This window comes from Polaribacter sp. SA4-12 (assembly GCF_002163675.1).
In the GTDB taxonomy this organism is placed as follows: Bacteria; Bacteroidota; Bacteroidia; order Flavobacteriales; family Flavobacteriaceae; genus Polaribacter.
In genome coordinates this window covers 810,402-836,029 of sequence record NZ_CP019334.1, presented here as the reverse complement: position 1 = coordinate 836,029, position 25,628 = coordinate 810,402, and the positions used below count along the sequence as shown (strand labels likewise).

Below are 25,628 nucleotides of genomic sequence, written 5' to 3'. Positions count from 1 at the left end.
AATTTAATATTATTTGCTAATGTACTTTTGTGTCGATTAAAAGACCTTTTTGTCTTTTATTAAAATTAAATAGATTCTGAAAAATATTTTTTTTAGATTTATTAAAGTAAGAGTGAATAAAATAATAGCAACAATAAGATTAAATTATGAATATTACAGAAAACAATACAGTAGCAGAAATTGTAACAAACAACATAAAAACTGCAGATGTTTTTAAAAAAAATGGAATAGATTTTTGCTGTGGAGGTGGAATTTCTATTAAAAGAGCATGTGAAAAGAAGGATCTTCCTTTAGAAGAAATATTAAATGAATTAGCTAATATTAACAATCCTGTTTCTAATGCTTATAATTATGATAACTGGAAACTAGATTTCTTAGTAGATCATATTGTAAACATTCATCATACGTATGTTACAGAAAGTATTCCTTTAATTTTACAATATGCAGCAAGAGTAGCAAAAGTTCATGGCCATCATTATACTGAGGTTGTAGAAATCAATAGACTTTTTATTGATGTTGCTAATGAATTATCATCTCACCTTAAAAAAGAGGAACAAGTTTTATTTCCTTTTATAAAAGAACTACTTAAAGCAGATTCAATTGGAGAGAAAGCAGCGAAACAACATTTTGGTACGGTAAATAATCCGATTAGAATGATGGAAGAAGAGCATGAAAATGCAGGAGATATTATGAAAGAAATTAAAAAATTATCTAATAATTTTACTCCCCCAGAATCAGCTTGTAATACTTTTAAAGCTTTGTATGCAAAGTTAGAAGAGTTTGAACAAGATTTACACCAACACATACATTTAGAAAATAATATTTTATTTCCGAAAGCAATTTTATTAGAGAAAAAAAATAATCAATAAATAGTGTAGTATTTCCCACTAAAATTTAGAAAAAGAGCGTTAATTTATTTTTAACGCTCTTTTTGTTGTCAATCAATCAATTAGTTAGATAAATAATTCTCTTTATTGTATTAAACAATACTTCTATAATTTATCAAATTCATTAATATTATCGTTTTCTATTAAATACTAGCATAAAAAAATCTCATTTGTTGTTTTATATGTATTAAAAAAGCATTTTTTATGCATATAGTTTAGTTATTTTTTTACTTTTCTGCTCATTCTTTAATGATAATAATCATATTTTATAAAATGTTTTAAGAATATATTGCGAGCTTAATTAAAATTAATTAAACATTTATATTAAATGGCAAAAAAGGCACATTCATTTCACATTCCTGTTATGGGAATAGGATTTACAATAGATTCACCTTTAAAAGTAGCTCAATTTGGTATCGACTCTGTTATTTCTTTAGTAGACGATATTTTAGTAGAAAAAATGCGAAAAGTTTATAGCGATAAATTTGAAATTCCGTATAAAGAAATTTCAGATAAAGTTGATGATTTTAGAGCAAAGAGAATTACTTCTTACTTGAATTTATTACATGACCAAACAGAAGAAAAATTTAACCAACTAAAGAATATAACATCAGAAAAAAGTAAAGCATTAAAAGATTATATTCATATGTTACCTGAATATTCTTCTTTAAAGAAAGAGTTTACAAAGCTTACTGAAGATGGTGTAGACTTTTCTAAAATTAAAGATTGGGCAAATAAAAATTTATCAATGGGTAGTATTGACGTCAATATTATGACCAAGATTGATAAAGGAAATTACCTTAATAAAGAATTACTACCAATAGAATATAACGATGCTCATGCAGCGTTAAGAGGTTTTTCTGAAAGTAAGCTATCTTCTTCTTTAGTACTTTCTGCAGGTATGAATCCAAGATTATACTCTTATATGAGTAATTTTAAAGATTTTTTTCCTGATGCAAATGGAAACATTAAAAAGAAAATTATTTTAAAAGTATCTGATTACAGATCTGCATTTATCCAAGGAAAATTTTTGGCTAAAAAAGGATTATGGGTTTCAGAATACAGAATTGAATCTGGATTAAATTGTGGAGGTCACGCTTTCGCTACTGAAGGATTTTTAATGGGACCTGTTTTAAAGGAGTTTAAAGAGAATAAAGAAGTTTTAAAAAGCCAAACTCAAGAGTTATTGATAGCGGCTTTAAAAGAAGCTGACAAAGTTTTACCTATAAACGATTTAGAGTTGAAAATTACAACTCAAGGTGGGGTAGGTACAGATGAAGAACATACTTTCTTAATGGAAGAATACCAATTAGATTCAGTAGGTTGGGGAAGTCCTTTTTTATTAGTTCCAGAAGCAACAAGTGTTGATGAAAAAACAATGGAATTATTATCAAATTCTAAAGAGAAAGATTTGTATTTAAGTGATAGCTCTCCTTTAGGAGTTCCTTTTAATACACTTAGAGGAAACACAAAAGATATTCACAGACAAGAGTTAATAGATAAAGGAAGACCAGGTACTTCTTGTCCGAATAAATTTATAGCATTAAATCATGAATTTAAAGAAACAGGTTTATGTACTGCTTCTAGAGAATATCAGCATTTAAAATTAAAAGAAATAGATGCTTTAGAAATCTCTTCTGAAGAAAAAGAGAAAAAAGTAAATAAGGTTACCGAAAAATCTTGTATTTGTGTTGGTTTAGGTACTTCTACATTGCTTTTAAATAATGTAAGTACAAAGAAAACAGGAGATGGGGTTTCAGTCTGTCCTGGTCCTAATATGGCTTATTATGATAAAATAATGAGTTTACGTGGAATTACAGATCACATTTATGGTAGAGGTAATATGTTAACTAGAAATGATAGACCTAATGTGTTTATTAAAGAATTATCTCTTTATATTACTCATTTACAAGATAAAGTAGATGATGTTAAGGCTACTATTGATAAAAAACAATTGAGATCTTTAACGAAGTTTAAAAAGAATTTAGAAGAAGGAATTCGTTATTATAATGAAATATTTACTACACAGAAGCAATTTTTTGTAGAACATAAAGAAGCTCTTTTAAATGCACTTCAGGCAGAACAAAACAAATTAGTTTTAATAGGTGTTGAGATTGAAAATCTTAAGTAAAATATAGAAATTATTAAGCATAAAAAAAGCATCTTTCATTTTGAAAGATGCTTTTTAATTTATTAATTATTGAGAATTATCTCGTAATTGTTTGTTTTCTATCCGGACCAACAGATACAATAGATACAGGAACTCCAGTTTCTTTTTCAATAAAAGCAACATAGTCTAGTAAATTTTGTGGTAATTGATCTGCAGAAGTCATTTGTGTTAAATCATCTTCCCATCCTTTAAATTCGGTATAGTTTACAGAAACGTTTTCTGGTTCAATGTTATAAGGTAAATGGCTAATTTCTTCTCCTTTATAGTTGTAAGAAGTACAAACTTTTAAAGTATCAAATCCAGATAAAACATCACCCTTCATCATCATTAATTGTGTAACTCCGTTTACATCTACAGCATATTTTAATGCTACTAGATCTAACCAACCACAACGTCTTGCTCTTCCAGTTGTTGCTCCAAATTCATGACCAATTCTAGCCATATCTTCACCATCTTTATCAAATAATTCAGTAGGAAAAGGACCAGAACCAACTCGAGTTGTGTATGCTTTAAAGATTCCAAAAACTTCACCAATTCTATTTGGAGCAACTCCTAAACCTGTACAAGCACCTGCTGCTGTAGTATTAGAAGATGTTACAAAAGGATATGTACCAAAGTCAATATCTAATAAAGAACCTTGAGCTCCTTCTGCTAAAATTGTTTTTTTATCTTTTATTGCTTGGTTTAAAAACTCTTCACTATCAATAAAAGCTAAAGTTCTTAATTTGTCAATTCCTCTACAAAATTCTGCTTCTAATTCTTTTAAATCATATTCAACCTGAACATCAAAGAATTCTAACATTTTAATATGTTTTGCTGTTAAAGCATCATATTTTTCTTTCCAGTTTTCTAATTCTAAATCTCCAACTCTCATTCCGTTTCTACCAGTCTTGTCCATATAAGTTGGACCAATTCCTTTTAATGTAGAACCAATTTTAGCTTTTCCTTTAGAAGTTTCTGAAGCAGCATCTAATAATCTATGTGTTGGTAAGATTAAGTGCGCTTTTCTAGAAATTAATAATTTAGAAGTATAATCTATATCATGTTGATCAAGATTTTCTAATTCTTTCTGAAAAATAACAGGGTCAATTACAACACCATTTCCAACTACATTTAAAGCTGTTTTATGGAAAATTCCAGACGGAATTGTATGTAAAACGTGTTTACGTCCATCAAAAATTAAAGTGTGTCCTGCATTTGGGCCACCTTGAAAACGAGCAATGATATCATAGTTTTTGGTAAGTACGTCTACTATTTTACCTTTACCTTCATCTCCCCATTGTAATCCTAGTAATAAATCTACAGCCATTATAGTTGTTGTTAATTAGTTGTTTTTTGTTGTATTGTTGTTAATTAAGATTTGTTCTTTTTTGTTCCATAAAAATAAAGTGAATGATTATGTATGTCAATATCAAAAACTTCTTCTATGGTTTTTTTGATGATTTGAATTCGTGGATCACAAAATTCTTTTACTTCTCCAGAATCAGTAAAAATTACGTGGTCATGATTTTTATCAAAATAACTTTTTTCATAACGTGCCATAGATTGTCCATCAAATTGATGTTTTCTAACTAAACCGCAATCTAAAAGTAAATCTATTGTATTATAGAGTGTAGCTCTACTAACACGATAGTTTTTATTTTTCATTTTGATATAGAGAGATTCTATGTCAAAATGCTCATCAGCTACATATATTTCTTGAAGAATAGCATAACGTTCTGGCGTTTTTCTATGTTTATTTTCCCCTAAATATGTAGTGAAAACTTTTTTTACTATTTCTTGATTTTCAAGAGAATTACTCATTTATGAATGATTTTTACAAAAAAACAAATTTACAGTTATTTCTGAATAAAAGAATACTTTTAATCAAATGATATTTACAAAGTATTAACACGTTCTACTTTTTTGATTCCTTCTATTTTAAGTAGGTTTTTTATCAACTTGTCTAACTGCGAGCTGTTCTTAACACTTAAAGAGATTTTACCATCAAATACACCTTCGTGTCCTTTGATATTAATACTGTTAATAAAAACGCCCATATTATTAGAAATAATACGAGTTACATCATTTGCCATTCCTTGATTGTCAACTCCTGAGATTTCTAAAATCACTTTAAAATCTTGTTTAGTAGAGTCAATCCATTTTGCTTGCATAACTCTATATGCATAGTTAGATTGTAAAGAAATAGCATTCGGGCAGTTCATTTTATGAACTTTTATACCTTCATTAATCGTTAAAAAGCCAAAAACTTTATCTCCAGGAATTGGATTACAACATTTAGAAAGTTTATAATCTAATTTTTGTTCATCCTTACCAAAAACTAAGGCATCATATTTTTCAGTAATTTCAGTTGCTTCCGGATGTTCTTTTTCTGCTGTATTTCTTCTTAATTTTGTTTTAAAGAAGTTAAAAATTTTACTATTTCGTTGAGATACAAAAGCTTTTAATTGTGTATTGTCTATTGCTCCATTACCAAATCTAAAAAATAAATCAAAACTAGTTCTTAATTTAAAATAGTTGACTAATTCATTTGTAGTCTTATCGTTAAAAGCAATTTTTAAATGACGGAGTTTTCGCATTAAAACAGCCTTTCCTTCTTCTGCAATTTCCTTTTCTTCTTCATTTAAAGCAGCTCTAATTTTTGCTTTAGCTCTTGCTGTAATTACAAAATCTAACCATCTAGAATTTGGTTTGTTAGAAGTAGTTGTAATTACTTCTATTTGGTCTCCACTTTTTAGTTGATGGCTTAATGGCATTAATTTTCCATTAACTTTTGCGCCTCTACATTTTAAGCCAACATCTGTATGAATAGAAAATGCAAAATCTAAAGCAGTTGCGTTTTTTGGAAGCGATTTTAAATCCCCTTTTGGGGTAAAAACATAAATCTCTTTTGAATATAAATTTAACTTAAAATTTTCTACAAAATCTACCGCATTTAAATTCTGAGTTTCTAAAGTTTCTTTTAATTTATTTAACCAACCTTCTAAACCATTGTCTTTACCTTCTCCTTGTTTATATTTAAAATGTGCAGCATATCCTTTTTCTGCAATTTCATTCATTCTACTAGAACGAATTTGTACTTCTACCCATTGAGAATCTGGACCGACAACAGTAATGTGTAAGGCTTCATAACCGGTAGATTTAGGTTGAGAAATCCAATCTCTTAAACGAGTTGGGTTTGGTTTAAAATAATCTGTAACAATGGTATAAATTTTCCAAGCATCAAACTTGTCATCATTAGAATTAGGATTGTAAATAATTCTAATTGCATATTTATCATAAACTTCATCAAAAGTTACATTTTGACTGATCATTTTTTTACGAATCGAATAAATGGATTTAAAACGTCCTTTTATTTCATAATCAAAGTTCTCTTTATCTAAACCTGCCTTTAAAGTTTCTTCAAATCGGTCTAAATAATTTTGTTGATCTTCTTTACTCTTTTTTATTTTATTTAAAATACCGTTATAAGCCTCCGGTTCTGTATATTTTAAGCCTAAATCTTCTAATTCAGTTTTAATATTATATAAACCTAAACGATGTGCTAAAGGCGCATAAATATATAAAGTTTCTGAAGCAATTTTAACCTGTTTGTGAGCGGGCATAGAATCCATAGTTTGCATATTATGAAGCCTATCTGCAATTTTTATCAATATAACTCGAACATCATCATTTAATGTTAAGAGCATTTTTCTAAAATTTTCTGCTTGTATAGAAGCATCTTGCTCTTTATTTAAACGAGATATTTTAGTCAATCCGTTTACAATTCTTGCAATAGTTTTACCAAAAAGACGTTCCATATCGTCTGTGGTATATTCTGTATCTTCAACAACATCATGCAATAGGGCAGATGCAATAGAAACCGCATCTAAACCAATTTCATAAGCAACAATTTTTGCAACTGCAATTGGATGATAAATATAAGGTTCACCACTTTTTCTTCGCTGTTTAGAATGTGCATCTACAGCAATATCAAAAGCTTTTCTTATAAGTTCTTTATCTTCTTTTGATAAAACCTCATAAGTTCCTTTTAGTAAATCTTTGTAACGATTTGCTATTTCTTTATTCTCTTCTTCTATGGTTGCTGTATATTCCAAATGTGTTTTTCAGATTAAGTTTTAAACATAAAGTGAAATTAGGAATAAGAATTTTAAGAAACAAGAAATTAAGATTCTAAATTAGAGATATTTTTCATTAATTTTGTGAGATGAAAAAAGCGTATTTAGTATTTGTATTACTTTTAATTAGTAGCAGTATTCAATCTCAACACTCTAAAGAAATTGATGCTCATCTTAATCACACCGTAAAAGAAGTTAAAGTAGATATCGATGCTACTGTTTTTTCTAAAGTAAGTGATAATACGTATATGTCTGGAGAACCTAAAGTTCTGTTTTTATCGGCATTTGTTGTAGATTCTTATAAGAATCAAAAAGTAAAAATGTTGAAATTTTTTACAGAAAAAAAGTTCAATAAAAAAGCAGAAAAGGAAATTTCTGGTAAAAAAGTTTTTTTTATTGAAGGACCTATAAATAAAGACGATACAGATTTTATAAATAGAAATTATTGTATTAAATATGATAATGAATCTGTTATTATGATAACTACTTTAGTTGAAGCTACTGAAGATGGTAACTACAAAGTTATGTTAGAAAAAGCAGTACAATCTGTAATTGATAAAAATTAAAATTATTTTTCTAAGTTCTTAATTCTTTCCAACAAAGTTGGATGTGAATAATGGGCGAAAACATAGGCTGGATGAGGAGTTAAATTACTCAAACTATTTTTAGATAAGTTTTTAAGTGATGTTATCAAGGCTTTTCCTTCAAAAGTTTCTTTAGCATAATTATCTGCTTGATATTCGAATTTTCTAGACATATAATTCATAAACAACCCAGTAACTTCAGAAATTGGTGAATATAAAATTCCAAAAGCAATTAAACCAATATGAAAACTGGGTATAGAAACACCTAAAGCTTCTGATAAAACAGGCGAATTAACGAATAATGATAAAATAAACAGTGTTAATCCTGTAAGTAAGATTGATGAAATTAGATTAAAAATAATATGTTTTCTTTTATAATGACCAACTTCGTGTGCTAAAACAGCTACAATTTCATCAGTATCTAAATCATTTATTAATGTATCATATAGAGTAATTCTTTTCTGAGAACCAAAGCCAGAGAAATACGCATTTGCTTTTGTAGAACGTTTAGAACCATCAATCACAAAAATATTGTTGATTGTAAAACCAACATTTTTTGCATATTTTTCTATAGCAGATTTTAATTCTCCATCTTCTAAAGGACTCTGTTTATTAAACAAAGGAACAATCAATTTTGCATGAAACATATTGATGAATAAAGAAAATACAGCAACGGATATCCAAGCATAAATCCAGAAATTTTTACCTGTTAATTGATAAAACCAAATAACTAATGATAAAATTCCAAGACCTAATAAAACACTTATAAACAATCCTTTAATTTTATCTAACCAAAATATTTTTTTTGTTGATTTATTAAAACCAAATTTTTCTTCTATTACAAATGTGCTGTAATAGGAGAGAGGAGTAGACACAATTTCTGAACCCAAAATAATTACTCCAAAGAAAATTAAAGCGACTAGAATAGGATTATCAGTATACGTTCTTGCAAAATTATCTAAGTATTTAAATCCATCAGCTAAAAAGAAAATCAACGTTAAAATGGTTGTTACAAATGATGTTATATTCGAAAATTTTGCGCTTGTTTTTTTGTAGGCTTGAGATTTTTTGTATTCATCTGCATCGTAAACATCCTTTAGTTTCTCAGGTATTTCATCATCAAAATGTTTTTCGTTTAATGTGTCTAAAATTTTATCAACAATAAAATTGATGATTAAAATTGCGATAATTATGTAGAATAGAATTGTTGGGTTCATTTATTTTTAGAGGTTTCGCCAACGTTATCATGTTTATTCAACGTTTAAATGTTTCATAAACATAGTTAGCTAATTTATCGAAATTTAGGTTTAGAAACAAACTAAATTATTTTAATACTCTTTTTCTTTTGTTTATTTCTTACGCTTTTTACCAGCAAAAATTGCAGCCCCAATAATACCTGCATTATTTCCGAATTTTGCAGGTTCTACAGTAACATCTACAGTTAAATATTCTTTAAATTTATCAAACTTTTTACTGATTCCTCCACCTATAATAAATAATTTAGGAGTATGTAATGTTTTAACATGATTTAAGAATATATCTACTCTTTTTGCCCATTCTTCTAATGATAAGTTTTCTCTTTTTCTAGCAGAATCTGCAGCAAAACTTTCTATAATCTCTCCATTTGTATGGTAAATTCTACCTAGTTCTACATTCGGAATTAGTTTACCGTTATAAAAAAGTCCTGACCCTATTCCTGTACCTAAAGTAATAACAAAAATTTTTCCTTTTACACCTTTACCAGCACCTAAACTTATTTCTGCTACTCCAGCTAAATCTGCATCATTACTAACATAAAAACGATTTCCATCACATTCCTTTTTAAAGAGTTTATCTACTTTTACGCCTACCCATTCTTCACTTAAATTACCATGATGTTTACATTGTCCATCAACAATAATTGTAGGAAAACAACAACCAACAGTACCTTTCCAATCAAAATGATTTACCATTTCTTTTACAACTTTTGCTACCGCTTTTGGAGTTGCTGGTTTTGGAGTGTCAATTCTATGCCTTTCAGAAAGTAATTGTCCGTTTTTTGTGTTTACAATTGCAGCTTTAATTCCTGACCCTCCAATGTCAATTCCTAATACTTTCATTCTTTATATTTTAAATTTTCTTTGTCTTTTTGCTTCAAACAAAATAATAGCAGCAGAAACAGAAACATTCATAGAATCTATTTGTCCTTGCATGGGGATATTTACGTTTTGGGTTGCAGCTTCTCTCCAAACTTCAGTTAAACCAGTAGCTTCTGTACCAACAACGATAGCCGAACCTTCTGTATAATTTTCTTGGTGATATTCATTAGAATTTTGCAAAGTGGCAGCATATATTTTAATATTCTTTTTTTGTAAAAAAGCAATTATTTCTTCGGAAGTTCCTGTAGCAATTTGATTTGTAAAAACACAACCAACACTAGATCTAATAATATTTGAATTGTACAAATCACTTTTAGGATTTGCTATAAAAACAGCATCTACATTTGCAGCATCTGCAGTTCTTAATAAAGCACCAATATTACCTGGTTTTTCAACACCTTCAGCTACTAAGATTAGTGGTTCTTTAGATTTAAATTGAATATCTTCTAGAGAGAATTCTTTTGCTTTTGTAATAGCAATAATGCCTTCTGTAGAACCTCTGTAAGCTAATTTATAATACACTTCTTTAGATATTTCTATTCTATTTACATTTGCATTAAAAAGGTGTAAAACTTCATCTTCTGAGATTAAATCAGGATAAAACAGAATTGTATCAAACTCATATTTAGAAGAAATAGCTAAACTAATTTCGCGTTTTCCTTCAATAATAAACAAACCTTGTTTTTTTCTTTCTCTTGCCTTTTCTTGCAGTTTAAGCAAGTTTTTAACATACGAATTTTGAATACTTGTAATTTCTTTCATCTGAAGCAAATATACTTATTTGTAGGTATTTTACGAATTTAATATTTAATCAATATTTGCATTGTACTAATCTTAAAATATAAAAAGATGAAAAAACTGAATTTATTATTAGCAATAACGATGATCGCTTTATCTACGATGTCTTTTACTGTAAATGAAGAAAAGATAGCAAGCGATGATTATTTAAAGATAGAAATTCCTTTGACTGAAATTGATAGTCAAGGTTGGGGGAATTGGAACACAACTGATTGTTTAAGGGGGTTAGATTTTAGAGTTAAAAATGATGGATATAATAAGTATGCTAAAAAATACAGATGGTCTATACAATTTAGAAATAGATACAAACAGAAGATACATTTTTCATACAAAGCAGTTTCCCCAAATGAAAAATATGAAATTAAACAATCAGGAAAAACTACAGATAGAATACATGTTGATGGAAATAATGGTACAAAAGGGAGTTACTATTTAGTTAAATCGGGTTCTTCAATATATGTTTACGTTAACAAAATAAGAATAGGAGCCAAAGATTATGGCTATGATTATTATAATTGTGATAATTAATTTCTCCTTATAGAGAAAAAGAAAAAGTGATTTTTATAGTTTAATTTTGAAATTTATTTCAATTAAAAAGGCTCGCAATTGCGAGCCTTTTTATTGTTGTGTAAAATAGAATTAATTTGTTTTGTATTTATTAGAATAACGTTTCCAAAGTTTTGTTTGATGTGTTTCTAAACTAATTTTTCTACCTTGTATAAAAGCATCTGTTAAAATATTTCCTCTCATGTCTAAAGCATCACCTTCAGAAATAAATAGAGTAGCATCTTTACCTACTTCTAAGGTTCCTACTAAATGATCAATACCTAATATTTTTGCATTGTTAGAAGTAATCATTTTTAAAGCTTCTTCTTTATCAACACCAAAAGCAGCATAAGTTCCTGCATAAAACGGTAAGTTTCTAGTATTCATACGTTCCATTTGTCCTTCCATTCCTAAACCAACAATGATTCCTTTATCAATTAAAATCTTCGCATTTCTGTATGATAAATCATAATCATCATCTTCTCCATTAGGAATTCTATGAGATCTGTCTATAATAACAGAAATGTTATTTTTAACTAATAAATCGGCAACATTTTCAGCGCCTTTAGCATGAACTAACACCATGTTATTTATGCCTAGTTTTTTAAATGATTTTATAGCGTCTGTAATTTCTCTTTCGCCATTTATATGAATAAATATTTTTTGAGAACCATCAAATAACCCTTTTGTAGCTTTAAAAGGTAGGTTTTCTGTTGAAGTGTTACTTGCTAAATATCTTTTTGCTTCAGAAAAGAAAGTTGTGATTTTCTCAATTTTTTTAGCGTAGTTTTTATCTTCTTTTAAAGCAGGATCTTCTCCCATCCACCAACGACCACGAGTTAAACTCCCTGGCCAATTAATATGAATTGCATCATCTTTTTTAATCGCAGCATCTTCCCAGTTCCAAGCATCAAATTGCATAATAGAAGAAGTACCAGAAATTGTTCCTCCTCGAGGTGTTATTTGCCCCATGAAAACACCATTTGGTCTCATCGATTCTACAACTTTACTTTCTGCATTGTATGCAATTAAACTTCTAATATGTGGCAACATTGACCCAACTTCATCTTCATCATCAGTTGCTCTTACAGCATCAATTTCTACCAAACCTAAAGATGCATTTGCAGCAATAAAACCTGGGTAAATATGTTTTCCTTTTGCGTTTATAATGGTTCCTGATCTTGCAATTTTCATCATTGCACTACCAACAAATGTAATTTTACCATCAGCAAACATAATTAGTGAATTTTCAATCACTTTTCCATTTCCTAAATGTGCTGTTGCTCCTTCAATAGAAAAAGCAGTGATTTGTTTTGGAGCAGGTGTTTGTTGTGCAGATACGTTTCCTAAAAGGAATAAGAAACATACCAAACTATATATATATTGTTTTTTCATTTTGTCTGTTTTTAGGTTCTTATTCTGAATCACAATGAAAGTTTTGGTTACGTTTTTTCTTTGGCATCACCGTTTTTCCACCTTTCATTTTTTCTGAAAGCATCATTTTTAACAATTTGCTTTTCTCGTTTTTGATGGATTCACGTTTTTCTAAATCTTTTTCGATATCAAAATAAATTGTTCCATCTATAATTGTCTTTTCTGCTTTTGCATAAATTGAAAGTGGATTATGACTCCATAAAACAACATCACCATCTTTACCAACTTTAATAGAACCAGTTCTGTTATCTAAATGCAATAATTTTGCAGGATTAATAGTCACCATTTTCCATGCTTCTAACTCAGACATTCCACCATATTTAATAGTTTTAGCAGCTTCTTGATTCAATCTTCTAGACATTTCTCTGTCATCAGAATTAATAGCAACTGTAATTCCTTGGTTTGCTAAAATTGCAGCATTATAAGGTATTGCATCTAAAACTTCGTATTTATATGCCCACCAATCAGAAAAAGTAGAAGCACCAACACCATGTTCTTTCATTTTATCAGCAACTTTATATCCTTCTAAAATGTGTGTAAATGTGTTGATGTTAAAATTGAATTTATCAGCAACTTTCATCAACATATTAATTTCTGATTGCACATAAGAATGACAAGAAATAAAACGCTCTTTATTAATAATTTCAGCTAAAGTTTCTAATTCAATGTCTTTTCTATACGGTTTTCCGCTTTTCTTTAAAGCATCATATTCTTTTGCTCTTTGAAAATAATCTATAAAAACCTGTTCTGTTCCCATTCTTGTTTGTGGAAAACGAATGTTATTATTTTCTCCCCAATTAGATTGTTTTACGTTTTCACCCAAAGCAAATTTGATAAACTTAGGCGAATCTTTGTAAATTAAACCCTCAGCATTTTCTCCCCATTTTAGTTTGATGATTGCAGAACGCCCACCAATAGGATTTGCAGAACCATGTAAAATTTGAATAGAAGTAACTCCACCAGCTAAATTTCGGTAGATATTCATATCAGTAGGATTTACAACATCTTCTATAGATACTTCTGCAGTTGAGTTATGACCTGCCTCATTTACTGCCGATGTAGCAATGTGAGAATGCTCATCAATGATTCCTGCAGTTAAATATTTTCCAGTTCCATCAATTACTTTTGCTCTGCTAGATTTTAAATTTTGACCAATTTTTTCAATTTTTCCGTCTTTAATTAAAACGTCTGTATTTTCTAAGATTCCTTCGTCTTCAGAAGTCCAAACTGTTGCGTTCTTAATTAAAATAGTTTCTTGTTTTGGCAATGTAAAATTACCATAACCAACATTCGGATAACTTACAGGTAAAAGAGTTACAGCATCTTCTTTCTTTTTATCCTCTTTTTTCTTTTTACTGTCTTTTCTAAATGTTTTTGATGCCGACCAATTAGATTCATTACCAGCTTCATCATAAGCAGTTCCTTGCATTACATTAGAAGCATTAATTATTTGACCAATTAATCTTGTATAACCATTGTCCATAATTGTTAAGTGAATCCATCCATCTTTAAAAGAAAATTTCGATTTCACTTTTTCATCATTCAATTTTACAGCACCAATTTGTTTCGTTCCTTTACCAGTAATTGAAAGCGCATAGTTTTTTCCATTAACACTTACGTTGTAATCACCAGTAATATCTTTGAGATTCATATCATTTATTACATTTTTATCACCTTGAACCCAGTTTTCATAAATAGTTGTTTTGCTGTCAAAAACGTCACCTGATGTAATAATAAAATTCGCATAACTACCAATATTTAAATTACCAATTGTAGTTTTACTTAATAATTTAGCAGGAGTTGTTGTTAAAGATTCTAAAGCTTTTTCCTTATTAAAACCATACTTTATAGCTTTCTGTAGATTTTTATGGAAAGAATTTACTGATTTTAATTTGTGAGTTGTTAAGGCAAAATTAATTCCGTTTTTAGCTAAAACACTTAAGTTAGATGGTTCTTGATTCCACTTACGCATATCACTTAAAGGAATCTGTTTTGCAATTAAAGGATTGCTAACATCATAAGCATCTTGAAAATTAATCGGAATAATTAAACTCGCATTTGTTTTCTTAATCTCATTGATTCTTTCATATTCATCTCCACCACCAAGAATTGTATATTGAATATTAAATTCATCACCAATTTTATCAGCTCTTAAAACATCTAACCAACTACTAGCTTCAAAAATTTGCAGCAAATTTTTATTTGTATTTAAAGCTTCTAAAGATTGGTCTGAGTTTTTTGTATTTCCATCTGCATACCATTTTGCATCTAAATACATTTGACGCAATAAAGCCATAGCACCCATTTTAGAAGTTGGGTAAGATTGTTTTGATAAAGCACTTTTACTAAATGATAAATATTGTGCAGACGTATTTTCTAAAATCCGATACGCATCTGAAGAATTAGAATTTAGTGCAACTAATAGTCCATTTCCACGAACAATTCCGTCTTGTAAATGTGTATTTACAACGCCAAAACCAGCTTTTAAATAATCGGTTGCTTTTTTATCATCAAATTTAAATGAATTTGCAGCTTTGGTTTCTGGTCTAATATGATCGTTCCAATAAAAACCTTTTCTAGAAGCATCATATTGTGGTTTTCCACTTCGTCTACTTGTAGGGTTACTTTTAGGTTTTGTGATTCCAAAACTTGAATAGATATCTATAAAAGAAGGGTAGATTGTTTTTCCTGCCAAATCAATGATTTCTGTTCCTTTTGGAATAGATACAGATTTACCAACAGCTACAACTTTGCCGTCTTTTACTAATAAAGTTCCTTTTTTAATAACTTTTTTCGGAGTTACATAAATAGTAGCGTTTTTAAAAGCGACTACTTTATTCATAGTTGTTTTTACACCTGTATTTGTTGGGAAATACTCTTGCGAATGCATAGAAAATGCGACAAATAAGGAGAAAAATAAGAGTAATTTTCTCATAAAAGTTTGAATTAGTTGTTTAGTTTAGGTCTGTAAATTAACTAGAACCATTTTGTAAAATGTTAAAAGTAGTTATTTTAACATAATTTTAAGAAGTTTAAGTTTTTGAAGAAGTTTCAAAATAACTGATAAACAAATCAACAACATAATTATAAGATTGCACACCTTTGTCTTGTTTATTTGCCTTTAAGTAAGCGTTGTATCCTTTTTTCACCAAAGGTTCGAAAGGATTTTTATAGGCTTGCCAAAACTGATAACTCGCATTAAAATCTTTAGAAACTCCTCTGTTTACAGTTTTCCAAAGTTCTTTGGATACGTTTTTGTCTCGTTTTCTTAATTCAGAAATACAATAGCCAAAAGCCATTCTATAACTTGCATATTTAAAATAAACGTCGTCATTATAATTAGCCGCTAAAAAACCAATAAAATTGGCTTCGTTTTCTGCTGCAAATCCAATTTGATGCGCCATTTCATGACAGGTAGTTGTAGGATAACCAGATTTAGGAATCCGATCATTTACTTGCGCTTCACCAGTTAACGGATTTAAATATCCACCAGTACCATTATAGGTTTGTAACAAACTCATTAAAGAACTTTTTACGGATGGATGTTGATATTTTAACTGCGGAAAATCTTCAGATAAATGATTATAACCGGAAATTGCCATTTGATACATTTCCTTTTGAGAATAAGGGTTTTCAATTTTTAAAGTATCGTTTTTTGTGATTTTTAGTTGATAATAATTCAGGTTTTCAACAATATGTTCAGTAACTTTTTGAAGTTGTGCAGTTGTATACTTTTTTTGTTGATAGTTTAAGTTTTTAGCTAATGGTTCTCTATAATAATTCAGTCCCCAAAAAAGATAAAAACAGAAATAAATAACAGAAAAGACAGCAATTAAATGAATGATTTTAGGAATAAAATTTTTGAATCTCGTTTTTATTAATCGAAACAGGAAACGGATAAAAAGAAAGAGTCCAAAAGCCAATAATAAATCCCCAACGGAAAAAGGAATCCAACCTAAAAGGATTCTAAAAAAGGATGAAATGGTTGGATAGATTCCGTTTGAATAATAACGTTCAATAAAAGCAGGATTTTCTGCCACCAATTTCATCAAAAGTATTTGAATTGGTAAGAAAATTGCTAAAAAAATGTGGGTCTTATTCCATTTCATTGATGTAAAAATAATGTTTCATTTTGGAAGTTAGGTAGTTATTAACATATTAATAACAATTCTTATACAGTTTTGTGAACAAAGAAAATTGCACATCAAAGTACAATTTAACATGTAAAAAAAGTACATTTGTAATAATGGAAAAAACGAGTCCTGTTGCAGGAAAAAAGATAGACAAATCAAGATTAGTAAATCTTGAAAAAGGGAAGATTCCGCCACAGGCAGTAGAATTAGAGGAAGCTGTATTGGGCGCAATGATGATTGATAAGAAGGGAATTGATGACGTTATTGACGTCTTAAGTTCAGATGCTTTTTACGATCAGAAGCACCAAGAAATTTATGCAGCAATTTATGAATTGTTCCAAAATTCTGAACCTATTGACCTTTTAACAGTATCAAACTTGTTAAAAAAGAATGGAAAGTTAGAATTTGTTGGTGGTGATTTTTCTTTGATTCGTTTAACTCAAAAAGTAGCCTCTTCTGCACACATTGAGTTCCATGCTAGAATCATTTTACAAAAATATATACAGCGTAAATTAATCTCAATTTCATCAGAAATTATAGAAAATGCGTATGATGAAAGCACAGATGTTTTCGAATTATTAGATGATGCTGAAGCAAAACTTTTTGAAGTTACCCAAGGGAATTTAAAGAAAAGTTCTGAAGCTGCAGGTTCACTTGTAAAACAAGCTTTAAAAAAGATTCAAGAAATTGGTAACTCAGAAGGAATGTCTGGTTTAGAGACAGGTTTTACCAAACTAGATGCATTAACTTCTGGTTGGCAACCATCCGATTTAGTTATTATAGCTGCACGTCCTGGTATGGGAAAAACGGCATTTGTAATTTCGATGGCAAAAAATATGGCAATCGATTTTGGACATGGAGTTGCAGTATTCTCATTAGAGATGTCTTCTGTACAGTTAATTACACGTATGATTTCTTCAGAAACGGGTTTAACTTCAGAAAAATTAAGAAAAGGAAATTTAGAAGCACATGAATGGGAACAATTAAATGTAAAAGTTAAGAAATTATCTGATGCTCCTATTTTTATTGATGATACACCATCACTTTCTGTTTTCGATTTACGTGCAAAAGCCCGAAGATTGGTATCGCAACACGGTGTAAAAATTATTGTAATTGATTATTTACAATTAATGACAGCAGGTGGAAAAGCAGGTGGAAATCGTGAACAAGAAATCTCTATGATTTCGAGAAACTTAAAAGCTTTAGCAAAAGAATTAGAAGTGCCAGTAATTGCACTTTCTCAATTATCTCGTGCTGTAGAAACACGTGGAGGATCTAAAAGACCTTTACTTTCTGATTTACGTGAATCTGGAGCAATTGAGCAAGATGCAGATATTGTATCTTTTATTTTCCGTCCAGAATATTATGGAATGACAGAATGGGATGATGATGAACACACGCCATGTGAAGGACAAGGTGAATTTATTGTTGCAAAACATAGAAATGGTGGTTTAGATAATATTCGTTTGAAATTTACAGGTCATTTAGCAAAATTCTCAGATTTAGAAGAAGGCTTTAGCTCCGAATTTCAATCATCTATGAATGCAGATTTTCCAGATGATGTTTTTCCTGGAGAAAGCATACAGCCTAAAGATGCTTTTGGTGATGATGTTCCTTTCTAAGCTGATAAAGAAATTATAAAATTATAGAAATACACAATTGCGTTAAAGTAATTGTGTATTTCTGTTTTTAGATTCCAATAAAGAATAAAAACTACTTATATTGACCTCTTTTTTTAGGATTTATTAACTTTTAATTTTCGTAACTTTGAAATTAAACAATTTTTTATGAGTTTACAAGCAAGGAAATTGAGTTTAATAGAATATTTAATATCTCTTAAAGATGAAAAACTTTTTAAGAAAATAGAAAGTTCTGTTTTAGAATTAAAAGAAGAATTCCTTGTTTTTTCTGAAGAAGAATTAATTTTAAGAGCAGAGGAGTCTAATAGTGATTATTTAAAAGGGAATTATAAAACTCAAGATGAATTAGAGAAGGAAAGTGAAAACTGGTAAATTATGAAAGTAATTTGGTCTGATTTCGCAATAAGAATGATTAAAGAAATTCATTTTTATCACAAAGAAAAAGTTTCAATTAAAATTGCTAATAAAATAAAAAAAGATATTTTTTCTACTACAAAACAACTTCTTAAACACCCTTTTTCTGGTTCAGAAGAAAAAGCTCTAAAAAAGTTAAATCAAAATTATAGATATTTAGTAAAAGGAAATTATAAAATAATTTATAAACCCGTAAAAGAAGGTTTATTGATTACTGATGTTTTTGATACTAGACAAAATTCAGATAAAATCAATATTCAAAATAGATACTAAATTTGAAAAAACTCTTAATAATACTTACGTTTCTTTTAGTATCAAACTCAATTTGGGCATCTTTTATTTATGTACCAATGAATCATGATAATCAGAAAAACCATTTAAAAGCATACGGAATTGTCTTTTTTTCATTAGAAGCAGGTTTAAAATCCAAATGGTTGTTAAATTACGATGGAGGTGCTTTTTTAATAGAAAACAATAAAATTGTAGAAAATGAATGTAAAATACGTGGCGTTTCTTATCAAATAATTTCTGATGCAAAATCTCAAATAATATTACAAGAAATTGCTGCTCCATCTTCTAATCAAGATGCTGTAACATTAGAAAAAGCTCCAAAAATTGCAGTGTATTCTCCAAAAGATAAAATGCCTTGGGATGATGCTGTTACTATGGTTTTAACCTACGCAGAAATTCCTTTTGACGTAATTTATGACAAAGATGTTTTAGCAGATAAGCTACTAATATATGAGTGGGTACATTTACATCATGAAGATTTTACTGGTCAATATGGGCGTTTTTATGGTTCTTTTAGAACTGCACCTTGGTATATTGAAGGAAAACTAAGAGCAGAAAAATTAGCAACAGAATTAGGATATTCTAAAGTATCACAAGAAAAATTAGCGGTTGCCAAAAAAATTAGAGACTTTGTAATTGGTGGCGGATTTATGTTTGCAATGTGTTCTGCAACTGATAGTTTTGATATTGCATTGTCTGCAGAAGGAACAGATATTGCTGAAGCAATGTTCGATGGAGATGCCTCTGAACCTAATTATCAATCAAAAATTAATTACAATAAAACATTAGCTTTTAAAGACTTTCAATTAATCAGAAACCCAACTACGTATGAGTTTTCTACAATTGATATGACTCGTAAACGTAAAATTCCAAAAACATCAGATTATTTTTCTTTGGTAGAGTTTTCTGCAAAGTGGGATCCTGTTCCAACAATGTTAACGCAAAACCATACAACTTTAGTTAAAGGATTTATGGGACAAACTACTTCTTTTGATCGTAATACTGTTAAAACAAATGTATTGGTTTTAGGTGAAAATAAAACCAATAGAGAAGCACGTTATATTCATGGTACAAAAGGAAAAGGAATGTTTACTTTTTATGGAGGTCATGATCCTGAAGATTATACACATCGAGTAGGAGACCCTAAAACGGAATTAGATTTACATCCAACTTCACCTGGATATCGTTTAATTTTGAATAATGTTTTGTTTCCTGCAGCAAAGAAAAAGAAGCAAAAAACTTAAGCTACTTTTCGATTTTCTAATTCTTTTATATAAAAAGAAGGTTTCAATTTTGTTTCTTTAAAAAAGGCTTTAGAAAAAGATTCTGTACTTTTAAAACCAACTTCAGTTGCTATTGCAGCAATTGTATATTTTCTTATTACTTCGTTTTCTTCTAATAAAGAGAGTGTATAATTGATTCTTAACTTATTTAGATACGTAGAGAAGTTTATACCTTTATATTGATTTATTATTTTTGATAAGTAATTAGAGTTTGTGTTTAATTCCTTTGCTAATATACTTAGAGTGATACTAGAATTTGTAAAACCTTCTGATTTTTCAAAAGAAATTAATTTGCTTAAAATGTCTTTAGTAACCTCTTTAGATATGTTATTACTTTCAATTTTATTTTCATTTATAATAGGTAATGCTGTTTTTTTGTTTTTTAAATCAGATATAACTTTATTAAAGTTCTTTTTTTGAACTTTTCTTTTATTATACTGATAAAAGGAAAATAAAATTGCAACAATTGAAAAGAAAATTAAATAAGTTTTTGTTTTTTTAAAAACAGAAATATTTCCTTTTAGCTCAGTAATAATTGCTTCTTTTTCAGCAATTAATTTTGGTTTGTAATATTCTTCAGAATAAATTTTTAAAATATTATTATTTCTACTATTTAATATACTATCAGTTTTTAAATATTTTTCAATATATTTTAATTGATTTTTTAAATCATTTTCCTCTTTGTAATGATTCATTAAATAAGTATAACTACTCAATTGAGATTTATGTGTTATATGAGTTTTATTATATAAAGAGTCTATTAGAAAATTGTATTTCAAGGAATTTTTAGAATCATTTAATTTTGAAAAAGATTTAGCAATTAGATTATATGTTTTAAACAAAACTCTATAATTCTCATCTTTAACAATATATGGAAGAGAACTAGTGCTTTTTTCTATAGCTTTTTGAAAATTTTTAGAAAGGTACTCTATATCACCTTTTCTATTTAAACAAAATCCTATAAATATGCTGTCTTTCATTTTTGAGGCATAATGAAGTGCTTTATCATTGTAAATTATGGTTGAATCAATATCATTTAAATTTAAATATACTTTAGAAGTATTAAATAACAGAGAGAAGTAGTTATAATAATCTATTTTGTTATTGTTTTTTTCATAGTAACTTAAACATTCTAAATATAACTCTTTAGTTTTTGAAAACTCTTTATTACTAAAATTTAAAGATCCAATATTTTTTTTAATGATATACTTTAAGCTATCATTTGGATTTAAATTAGTGTGTTTTAAAGCAAGAATCCAATTTTTTAAAGATTTAGTTTTAATTTCTTTATGAAAATAGAAAAGCCCCTTTTCCATATATGAAAAAGCAGGAAACATTTTGTTAGGTTTCGTTTTTGTTAATAATATTATTGAATCAAGATAGTTAATATAAATCGAGTATTTTTTATATACTTCACTTAAAAAATATTTACCATCAATAGCATTTATAGTATCTTTTTCTCTTATTGACTTATTAAAAATAGCATGTGCATACGCTTTCGATTTTATAGAATCTGTAAATTTATATTCATAATACTTATCAGCTAATTCATCAAAATTAAGTGTGCTTAATGAATCTTTTGTTTGACTTGAAAGATTTATCGAATAAATTAATAAAAAAATAGTAATAAAAGTAGGGTAATATTTCAATTTTATAGAATTTTTCACGAAAATACTCTATTCTATAAGTCTTTAAAGCACTTTTCTTTAATTTTTAATTGTCAGGTGTTTAGCTTTCCCATTTGTACCTAATAGTTCTAGATTCATGAATTACGACATATCAATTTTTTATTAGCTCCTTTTTTAAAATATATTTACGGAACAAAGTAAAAAAGAAGGGTTTAAATTATCAGTAGATAATATTAGTGGGAAATTTATGTGAAAAAGAAATAACCAAACCTTTCTTTTACTTTCGTTTTTATTTTGTCCATTGTTTATAAAAAATTACTTTTGTCAACAAAATAAAATAACAAAATGCCAACAACTCAACAATTACAAGATTTTACCCAACAAGTTCGTAGAGATATTTTACGTATGGTTCATAAAGTAAGCTCTGGTCACCCAGGAGGATCTTTAGGATGTGCAGAATTTATTACTTGCTTATACCAAGAAGTAATGGATTACTCTACTGAATTTACGATGGATGGAAAAAATGAAGATTTATTTTTCCTTTCTAACGGACATATTTCTCCAGTATTTTATAGTGTTTTGGCTCACAGTGGATTTTTTCCTGTAGAAGAACTAAATACTTTTAGATTATTAAATTCTCGTTTACAAGGACACCCAACTACACATGAAGGTTTACCTGGGATAAGAATTGCTTCTGGATCTTTAGGTCAAGGAATGTCTGTTGGTATTGGAGCTGCACAAGCTAAAAAATTAAATGGAGATGATAAAATAGTATACACTTTACATGGTGATGGTGAATTGCAAGAAGGTCAAAACTGGGAAGCAATTATGTATGCATCAGCAAAAAAAGTTGATAATATTATTTGTACAATCGATTTAAATGAAAAACAAATTGACGGTACTACTGATGAAGTTTTAGCAATGGGAAGCATCAAAGCCAAATTTGAAGCTTTTGATTGGGATGTTTTAGAAGTAAAAAAAGGAAATGATGTTGAAGCAATTTTAGCTGGTTTAGCTGAAGCAAAAGCATTAACAGGAAAAGGAAAGCCAGTTTGTATCTTATTATATACAGAAATGGGTAATGGAGTAGATTTTATGATGCATACACATGCTTGGCATGGTAAAGCACCTAGTGATGAGCAATTAGAAAATGCTTTATCTCAAAATCCTGAAACTTTAGGAGATTACTAGAAAATTAAATTAAAAGATTCAAAAATTAAAATAGTAAAGAGTTTTTCATGAAGATGAAAAACTCTTTTTTTATGCTTTTATTTAGATTTCTAATGTAAGAATACCTTTATCTTTACAACTAAGAAGTAAAATAGAAATTATCTAATTAACTTTAGATTCATTTAATCTTTTCAACATTTTATGAAAATAGGAATTGTTTGTTATCCAACATTTGGAGGAAGTGGAGTAGTAGCTACAGAATTAGGAATGGCATTGGCAGATAAAGGGCATGAAGTACACTTTATCACTTATAATCAACCTGTTCGTTTAGATTTTTTGTCACATCATTTACATTTTCATCAAGTAGTTATTGAAGAATATCCACTTTTTGAATATCAACCTTATGAATTGGCTTTATCAAGTAAAATGGTTGAAGTTGTAGAAAAGCATCAATTAGAAGTTTTACACGTACATTATGCAATTCCTCATGCATATGCAGCTTATATGGCAAAACAAATGCTGAAAGAAAAAGGTCTTTCGGTAAAAGTAGTTACAACTTTACACGGAACAGATATTACTTTAGTAGGTAGTCATCCAACGTATAAAACAGCTGTAGAATTTAGTATTAATAATTCTGATGTAGTAACTGCAGTGTCAAATGATTTAAAAAAGACAACCAACAGGCTTTTTAATATTAAAAATGATATTCAGGTTATATATAATTTTATTGATGTAGAAAAGTACGATAACGCACATAACCAAAAGTGTAATAGAATTGCAATTGCAAAACCTCATGAACGTATTTTAACCCACATAAGTAATTTTAGACCTGTTAAAAGAGTAGAAGATGTAATCAAGATTTTTTATGAAGTTCAAAAAGAAATTCCATCTAAATTATTAATGATTGGTGAAGGTCCTGATAGATTAAAAGCTGAAAATTTAGTAAATAAATTAAAAATTTCTGATGATGTACTATTCTTAGGAAATAGTTCTGAAGTAACAAAAGTACTTTGTTATTCAGATATCTTTTTATTACCGTCTCAAACAGAAAGTTTTGGTTTAGCTGCTTTGGAAGCTATGGCAGCAAAAACAGCTGTAATTTCTACCAATACAGGAGGTTTACCTGAGGTTAATATACCAGGAGTAACGGGTTATTTAAGTGATTTGGGTGATGTACAAGACATGGCAAAAAATGCGATTTCAATTTTAAAGGATGATAAAACATTAGAAACCTTTAAAGAGAATGCAAGAGAGCATACAAAAAGATTTTCATTAGAAAATATTCTTCCAGTTTATGAAGATATTTACAAATCTTGTTATAAAAGTAAGGTTCAATAAAAAGAAAAAGCTCAAACAAATGTTTGAGCTTTTTTATGTTTAATATTTGTCTCGTCCTGAAACAGTATCCTATGTAGTTTTATTTCAGTAGGTTACAAATAATGATTATTTTAAATCAATTTTAGAGTTACTGTCTTTTAGTAAATCTAAATAATCTTCAGTTTTAAAGACTTTACTACTAAATCTAGAAACTCTATGACTACTTTCATTTTGTCTAGTAATGCTTCTAGCAAAACGCCTAACCTCACTTTTAGTTGTTAAAACAATACCCGGAACAGGTACACTTTTACCTTCTTCATCTTTTGCAACCATGGTAAAATATGAAGAATTACAATGCTTAATCTCACCAGTTCTAATATTTTCAGATTCTACACGTAAACCAACAACCATAGAGGTTCTACCTGTATAATTAACAGAAGCTTTCATTGTAACAAGTTCTCCTACTTCAATAGGATTTAAAAAATCTACTTTATTTACAGAAGCAGTTACACAATAGTTTCCTGAATGCTTAGAAGCACAGGCAAATGCAATTTGATCCATTAGGTTTAAAATATGTCCCCCATGAATCTTACCGCTAAAATTAGAGTTAATAGGTTTCATTAACTCTGTAATTTTAAGCTGTGATTCTGATATGTGTTTAAACGTTTTCATTTAATTAATTTTGTTAGTAAAATGTGGTGATTGTTCTTGTTCAACCTTTGTTATAAAATATTCTGTATCTCCTAACCAAAAGAAAGTTTTATATCGCTCTTTGTAAGTTAGCTTAACGTAATTTCCTTGAAATTTCTGTAAATTTTCTATGACTTTTTCGTTTTTATCTTCTACAGAAAAAGTAAAAATTTGTGCACCAGAAATACCTTGACTTATTTCTCCTTCCCAAGTTTTAACGAGAACTCCTTTCCTGCTAATTTTTATTAACTCACCAGATCTTACTCCGGTACTATAGGTTATAAAATAGATAAAAAGATAATACAAAACTGCTCCTATAATAGCAACACTAATTAAAACGCCAATGATTTTTTTCATGTTTCAAAAATACAATTATAATTTTTACAG

22 protein-coding genes are annotated in these 25,628 nt (G+C 28.6%); 10 read left to right on the top strand and 12 right to left on the bottom strand.

What is annotated here, in order from left to right; all coding sequences use genetic code 11:
* The first annotated feature begins 146 nt into the window (after window positions 1–146).
* Window positions 147–869, top strand: a complete 723-nt coding sequence (gene ric / locus BTO07_RS03780; protein WP_087519963.1) for an iron-sulfur cluster repair di-iron protein — start codon at window positions 147–149, stop codon at window positions 867–869.
* 346 nt (window positions 870–1,215) lie between these two features.
* The gene (locus tag BTO07_RS03775) at window positions 1,216–3,018 is read left to right on the top strand and encodes a hypothetical protein (protein WP_087519962.1); all 1,803 of its coding nucleotides are present in this window, start codon (window positions 1,216–1,218) and stop codon (window positions 3,016–3,018) included.
* Between the two features lie 76 nt (window positions 3,019–3,094).
* On the opposite strand, the gene BTO07_RS03770 is transcribed toward BTO07_RS03775, so the two are convergent.
* The 3 genes from BTO07_RS03770 to BTO07_RS03760 all read right to left on the bottom strand — a co-directional run bounded on the left by BTO07_RS03770 (window position 3,095) and on the right by BTO07_RS03760 (window position 7,154).
* Window positions 3,095–4,366, bottom strand: coding sequence for an adenylosuccinate synthase (locus tag BTO07_RS03770; protein ID WP_087519961.1), 1,272 nt, complete (start codon window positions 4,364–4,366; stop codon window positions 3,095–3,097).
* A gap of 44 nt (window positions 4,367–4,410) precedes the next feature.
* On the bottom strand, window positions 4,411–4,860 hold the full coding sequence (locus BTO07_RS03765; protein ID WP_087519960.1) for a Fur family transcriptional regulator: 450 nt from the start codon (window positions 4,858–4,860) through the stop codon (window positions 4,411–4,413).
* A gap of 74 nt (window positions 4,861–4,934) precedes the next feature.
* On the bottom strand, window positions 4,935–7,154 hold the full coding sequence (locus tag BTO07_RS03760; RefSeq protein WP_087519959.1) for a RelA/SpoT family protein: 2,220 nt from the start codon (window positions 7,152–7,154) through the stop codon (window positions 4,935–4,937).
* Window positions 7,155–7,264: 110 nt separating this feature from the next.
* On the opposite strand from BTO07_RS03760, the gene BTO07_RS03755 reads away from it, so the two are divergent.
* A complete protein-coding gene (locus BTO07_RS03755) occupies window positions 7,265–7,741 on the top strand; it encodes a hypothetical protein (protein ID WP_087519958.1) in 477 nt (158 codons plus the stop codon).
* Window positions 7,742–7,743: 2 nt separating this feature from the next.
* Here BTO07_RS03755 and BTO07_RS03750 read toward each other — a convergent pair whose 3' ends face one another.
* The 3 genes from BTO07_RS03750 to BTO07_RS03740 all read right to left on the bottom strand — a co-directional run bounded on the left by BTO07_RS03750 (window position 7,744) and on the right by BTO07_RS03740 (window position 10,659).
* Window positions 7,744–8,976: a M48 family metallopeptidase gene (locus tag BTO07_RS03750; protein WP_087519957.1), complete on the bottom strand. Its 1,233-nt coding sequence runs from the start codon at window positions 8,974–8,976 to the stop codon at window positions 7,744–7,746.
* A 132-nt stretch (window positions 8,977–9,108) separates the two neighbouring features.
* The gene (gene ppgK / locus BTO07_RS03745) at window positions 9,109–9,858 is read right to left on the bottom strand and encodes a polyphosphate--glucose phosphotransferase (RefSeq protein WP_087519956.1); all 750 of its coding nucleotides are present in this window, start codon (window positions 9,856–9,858) and stop codon (window positions 9,109–9,111) included.
* A gap of 3 nt (window positions 9,859–9,861) precedes the next feature.
* Complete coding sequence (locus tag BTO07_RS03740; protein WP_087519955.1) at window positions 9,862–10,659, bottom strand: TrmH family RNA methyltransferase; 798 nt, start codon at window positions 10,657–10,659, stop codon at window positions 9,862–9,864.
* A gap of 87 nt (window positions 10,660–10,746) precedes the next feature.
* Here BTO07_RS03740 and BTO07_RS03735 point away from each other — a divergent pair, with 87 nt between their 5' ends.
* Window positions 10,747–11,223 (top strand): hypothetical protein, encoded by a 477-nt coding sequence (locus BTO07_RS03735; RefSeq protein WP_087519954.1) that lies wholly within the window; start codon window positions 10,747–10,749, stop codon window positions 11,221–11,223.
* A 111-nt stretch (window positions 11,224–11,334) separates the two neighbouring features.
* On the opposite strand, the gene BTO07_RS03730 is transcribed toward BTO07_RS03735, so the two are convergent.
* The 3 genes from BTO07_RS03730 to BTO07_RS03720 all read right to left on the bottom strand — a co-directional run bounded on the left by BTO07_RS03730 (window position 11,335) and on the right by BTO07_RS03720 (window position 16,784).
* A complete protein-coding gene (locus tag BTO07_RS03730; protein ID WP_087519953.1) occupies window positions 11,335–12,636 on the bottom strand; it encodes an amidohydrolase family protein in 1,302 nt (433 codons plus the stop codon).
* A gap of 19 nt (window positions 12,637–12,655) precedes the next feature.
* Complete coding sequence (locus tag BTO07_RS03725; protein ID WP_087519952.1) at window positions 12,656–15,610, bottom strand: amidohydrolase family protein; 2,955 nt, start codon at window positions 15,608–15,610, stop codon at window positions 12,656–12,658.
* Between the two features lie 97 nt (window positions 15,611–15,707).
* Window positions 15,708–16,784: a DUF3810 domain-containing protein gene (locus tag BTO07_RS03720; protein WP_087519951.1), complete on the bottom strand. Its 1,077-nt coding sequence runs from the start codon at window positions 16,782–16,784 to the stop codon at window positions 15,708–15,710.
* Between the two features lie 137 nt (window positions 16,785–16,921).
* Here BTO07_RS03720 and dnaB point away from each other — a divergent pair, with 137 nt between their 5' ends.
* From dnaB to BTO07_RS03700, 4 genes are all read left to right on the top strand, one after another.
* Window positions 16,922–18,430: a replicative DNA helicase gene (gene dnaB, locus BTO07_RS03715; RefSeq protein ID WP_087519950.1), complete on the top strand. Its 1,509-nt coding sequence runs from the start codon at window positions 16,922–16,924 to the stop codon at window positions 18,428–18,430.
* A 165-nt stretch (window positions 18,431–18,595) separates the two neighbouring features.
* A complete protein-coding gene (locus BTO07_RS03710; protein ID WP_087519949.1) occupies window positions 18,596–18,820 on the top strand; it encodes a hypothetical protein in 225 nt (74 codons plus the stop codon).
* A gap of 3 nt (window positions 18,821–18,823) precedes the next feature.
* Window positions 18,824–19,135, top strand: coding sequence for a type II toxin-antitoxin system RelE/ParE family toxin (locus tag BTO07_RS03705; RefSeq protein ID WP_087519948.1), 312 nt, complete (start codon window positions 18,824–18,826; stop codon window positions 19,133–19,135).
* Window positions 19,136–19,212: 77 nt separating this feature from the next.
* Window positions 19,213–20,397, top strand: a complete 1,185-nt coding sequence (locus BTO07_RS03700; protein ID WP_087519947.1) for an asparagine synthetase B — start codon at window positions 19,213–19,215, stop codon at window positions 20,395–20,397.
* Here BTO07_RS03700 and BTO07_RS03695 read toward each other — a convergent pair.
* Window positions 20,394–22,103, bottom strand: a complete 1,710-nt coding sequence (locus BTO07_RS03695) for a helix-turn-helix domain-containing protein (protein ID WP_157663276.1) — start codon at window positions 22,101–22,103, stop codon at window positions 20,394–20,396. The two genes, BTO07_RS03700 and BTO07_RS03695, sit on opposite strands and share 4 nt — an antisense overlap.
* Window positions 22,104–22,409: 306 nt before the next feature.
* On the opposite strand from BTO07_RS03695, the gene BTO07_RS03690 reads away from it, so the two are divergent.
* A complete protein-coding gene (locus tag BTO07_RS03690) occupies window positions 22,410–23,255 on the top strand; it encodes a transketolase (RefSeq protein WP_087519945.1) in 846 nt (281 codons plus the stop codon).
* Between the two features lie 180 nt (window positions 23,256–23,435).
* Entirely contained in the window at window positions 23,436–24,572 is a 1,137-nt protein-coding gene (bshA, locus tag BTO07_RS03685; RefSeq protein WP_087519944.1) for an N-acetyl-alpha-D-glucosaminyl L-malate synthase BshA, read from the top strand.
* A gap of 105 nt (window positions 24,573–24,677) precedes the next feature.
* On the opposite strand, the gene BTO07_RS03680 is transcribed toward bshA, so the two are convergent.
* Both BTO07_RS03680 and BTO07_RS03675 read right to left on the bottom strand, forming a co-directional pair.
* Window positions 24,678–25,223, bottom strand: coding sequence for an acyl-CoA thioesterase (locus tag BTO07_RS03680; protein ID WP_087519943.1), 546 nt, complete (start codon window positions 25,221–25,223; stop codon window positions 24,678–24,680).
* Window positions 25,224–25,598 (bottom strand): 6-phosphogluconate dehydrogenase, encoded by a 375-nt coding sequence (locus BTO07_RS03675; protein WP_087519942.1) that lies wholly within the window; start codon window positions 25,596–25,598, stop codon window positions 25,224–25,226.
* Between the last annotated feature and the right edge of the window lie 30 nt (window positions 25,599–25,628).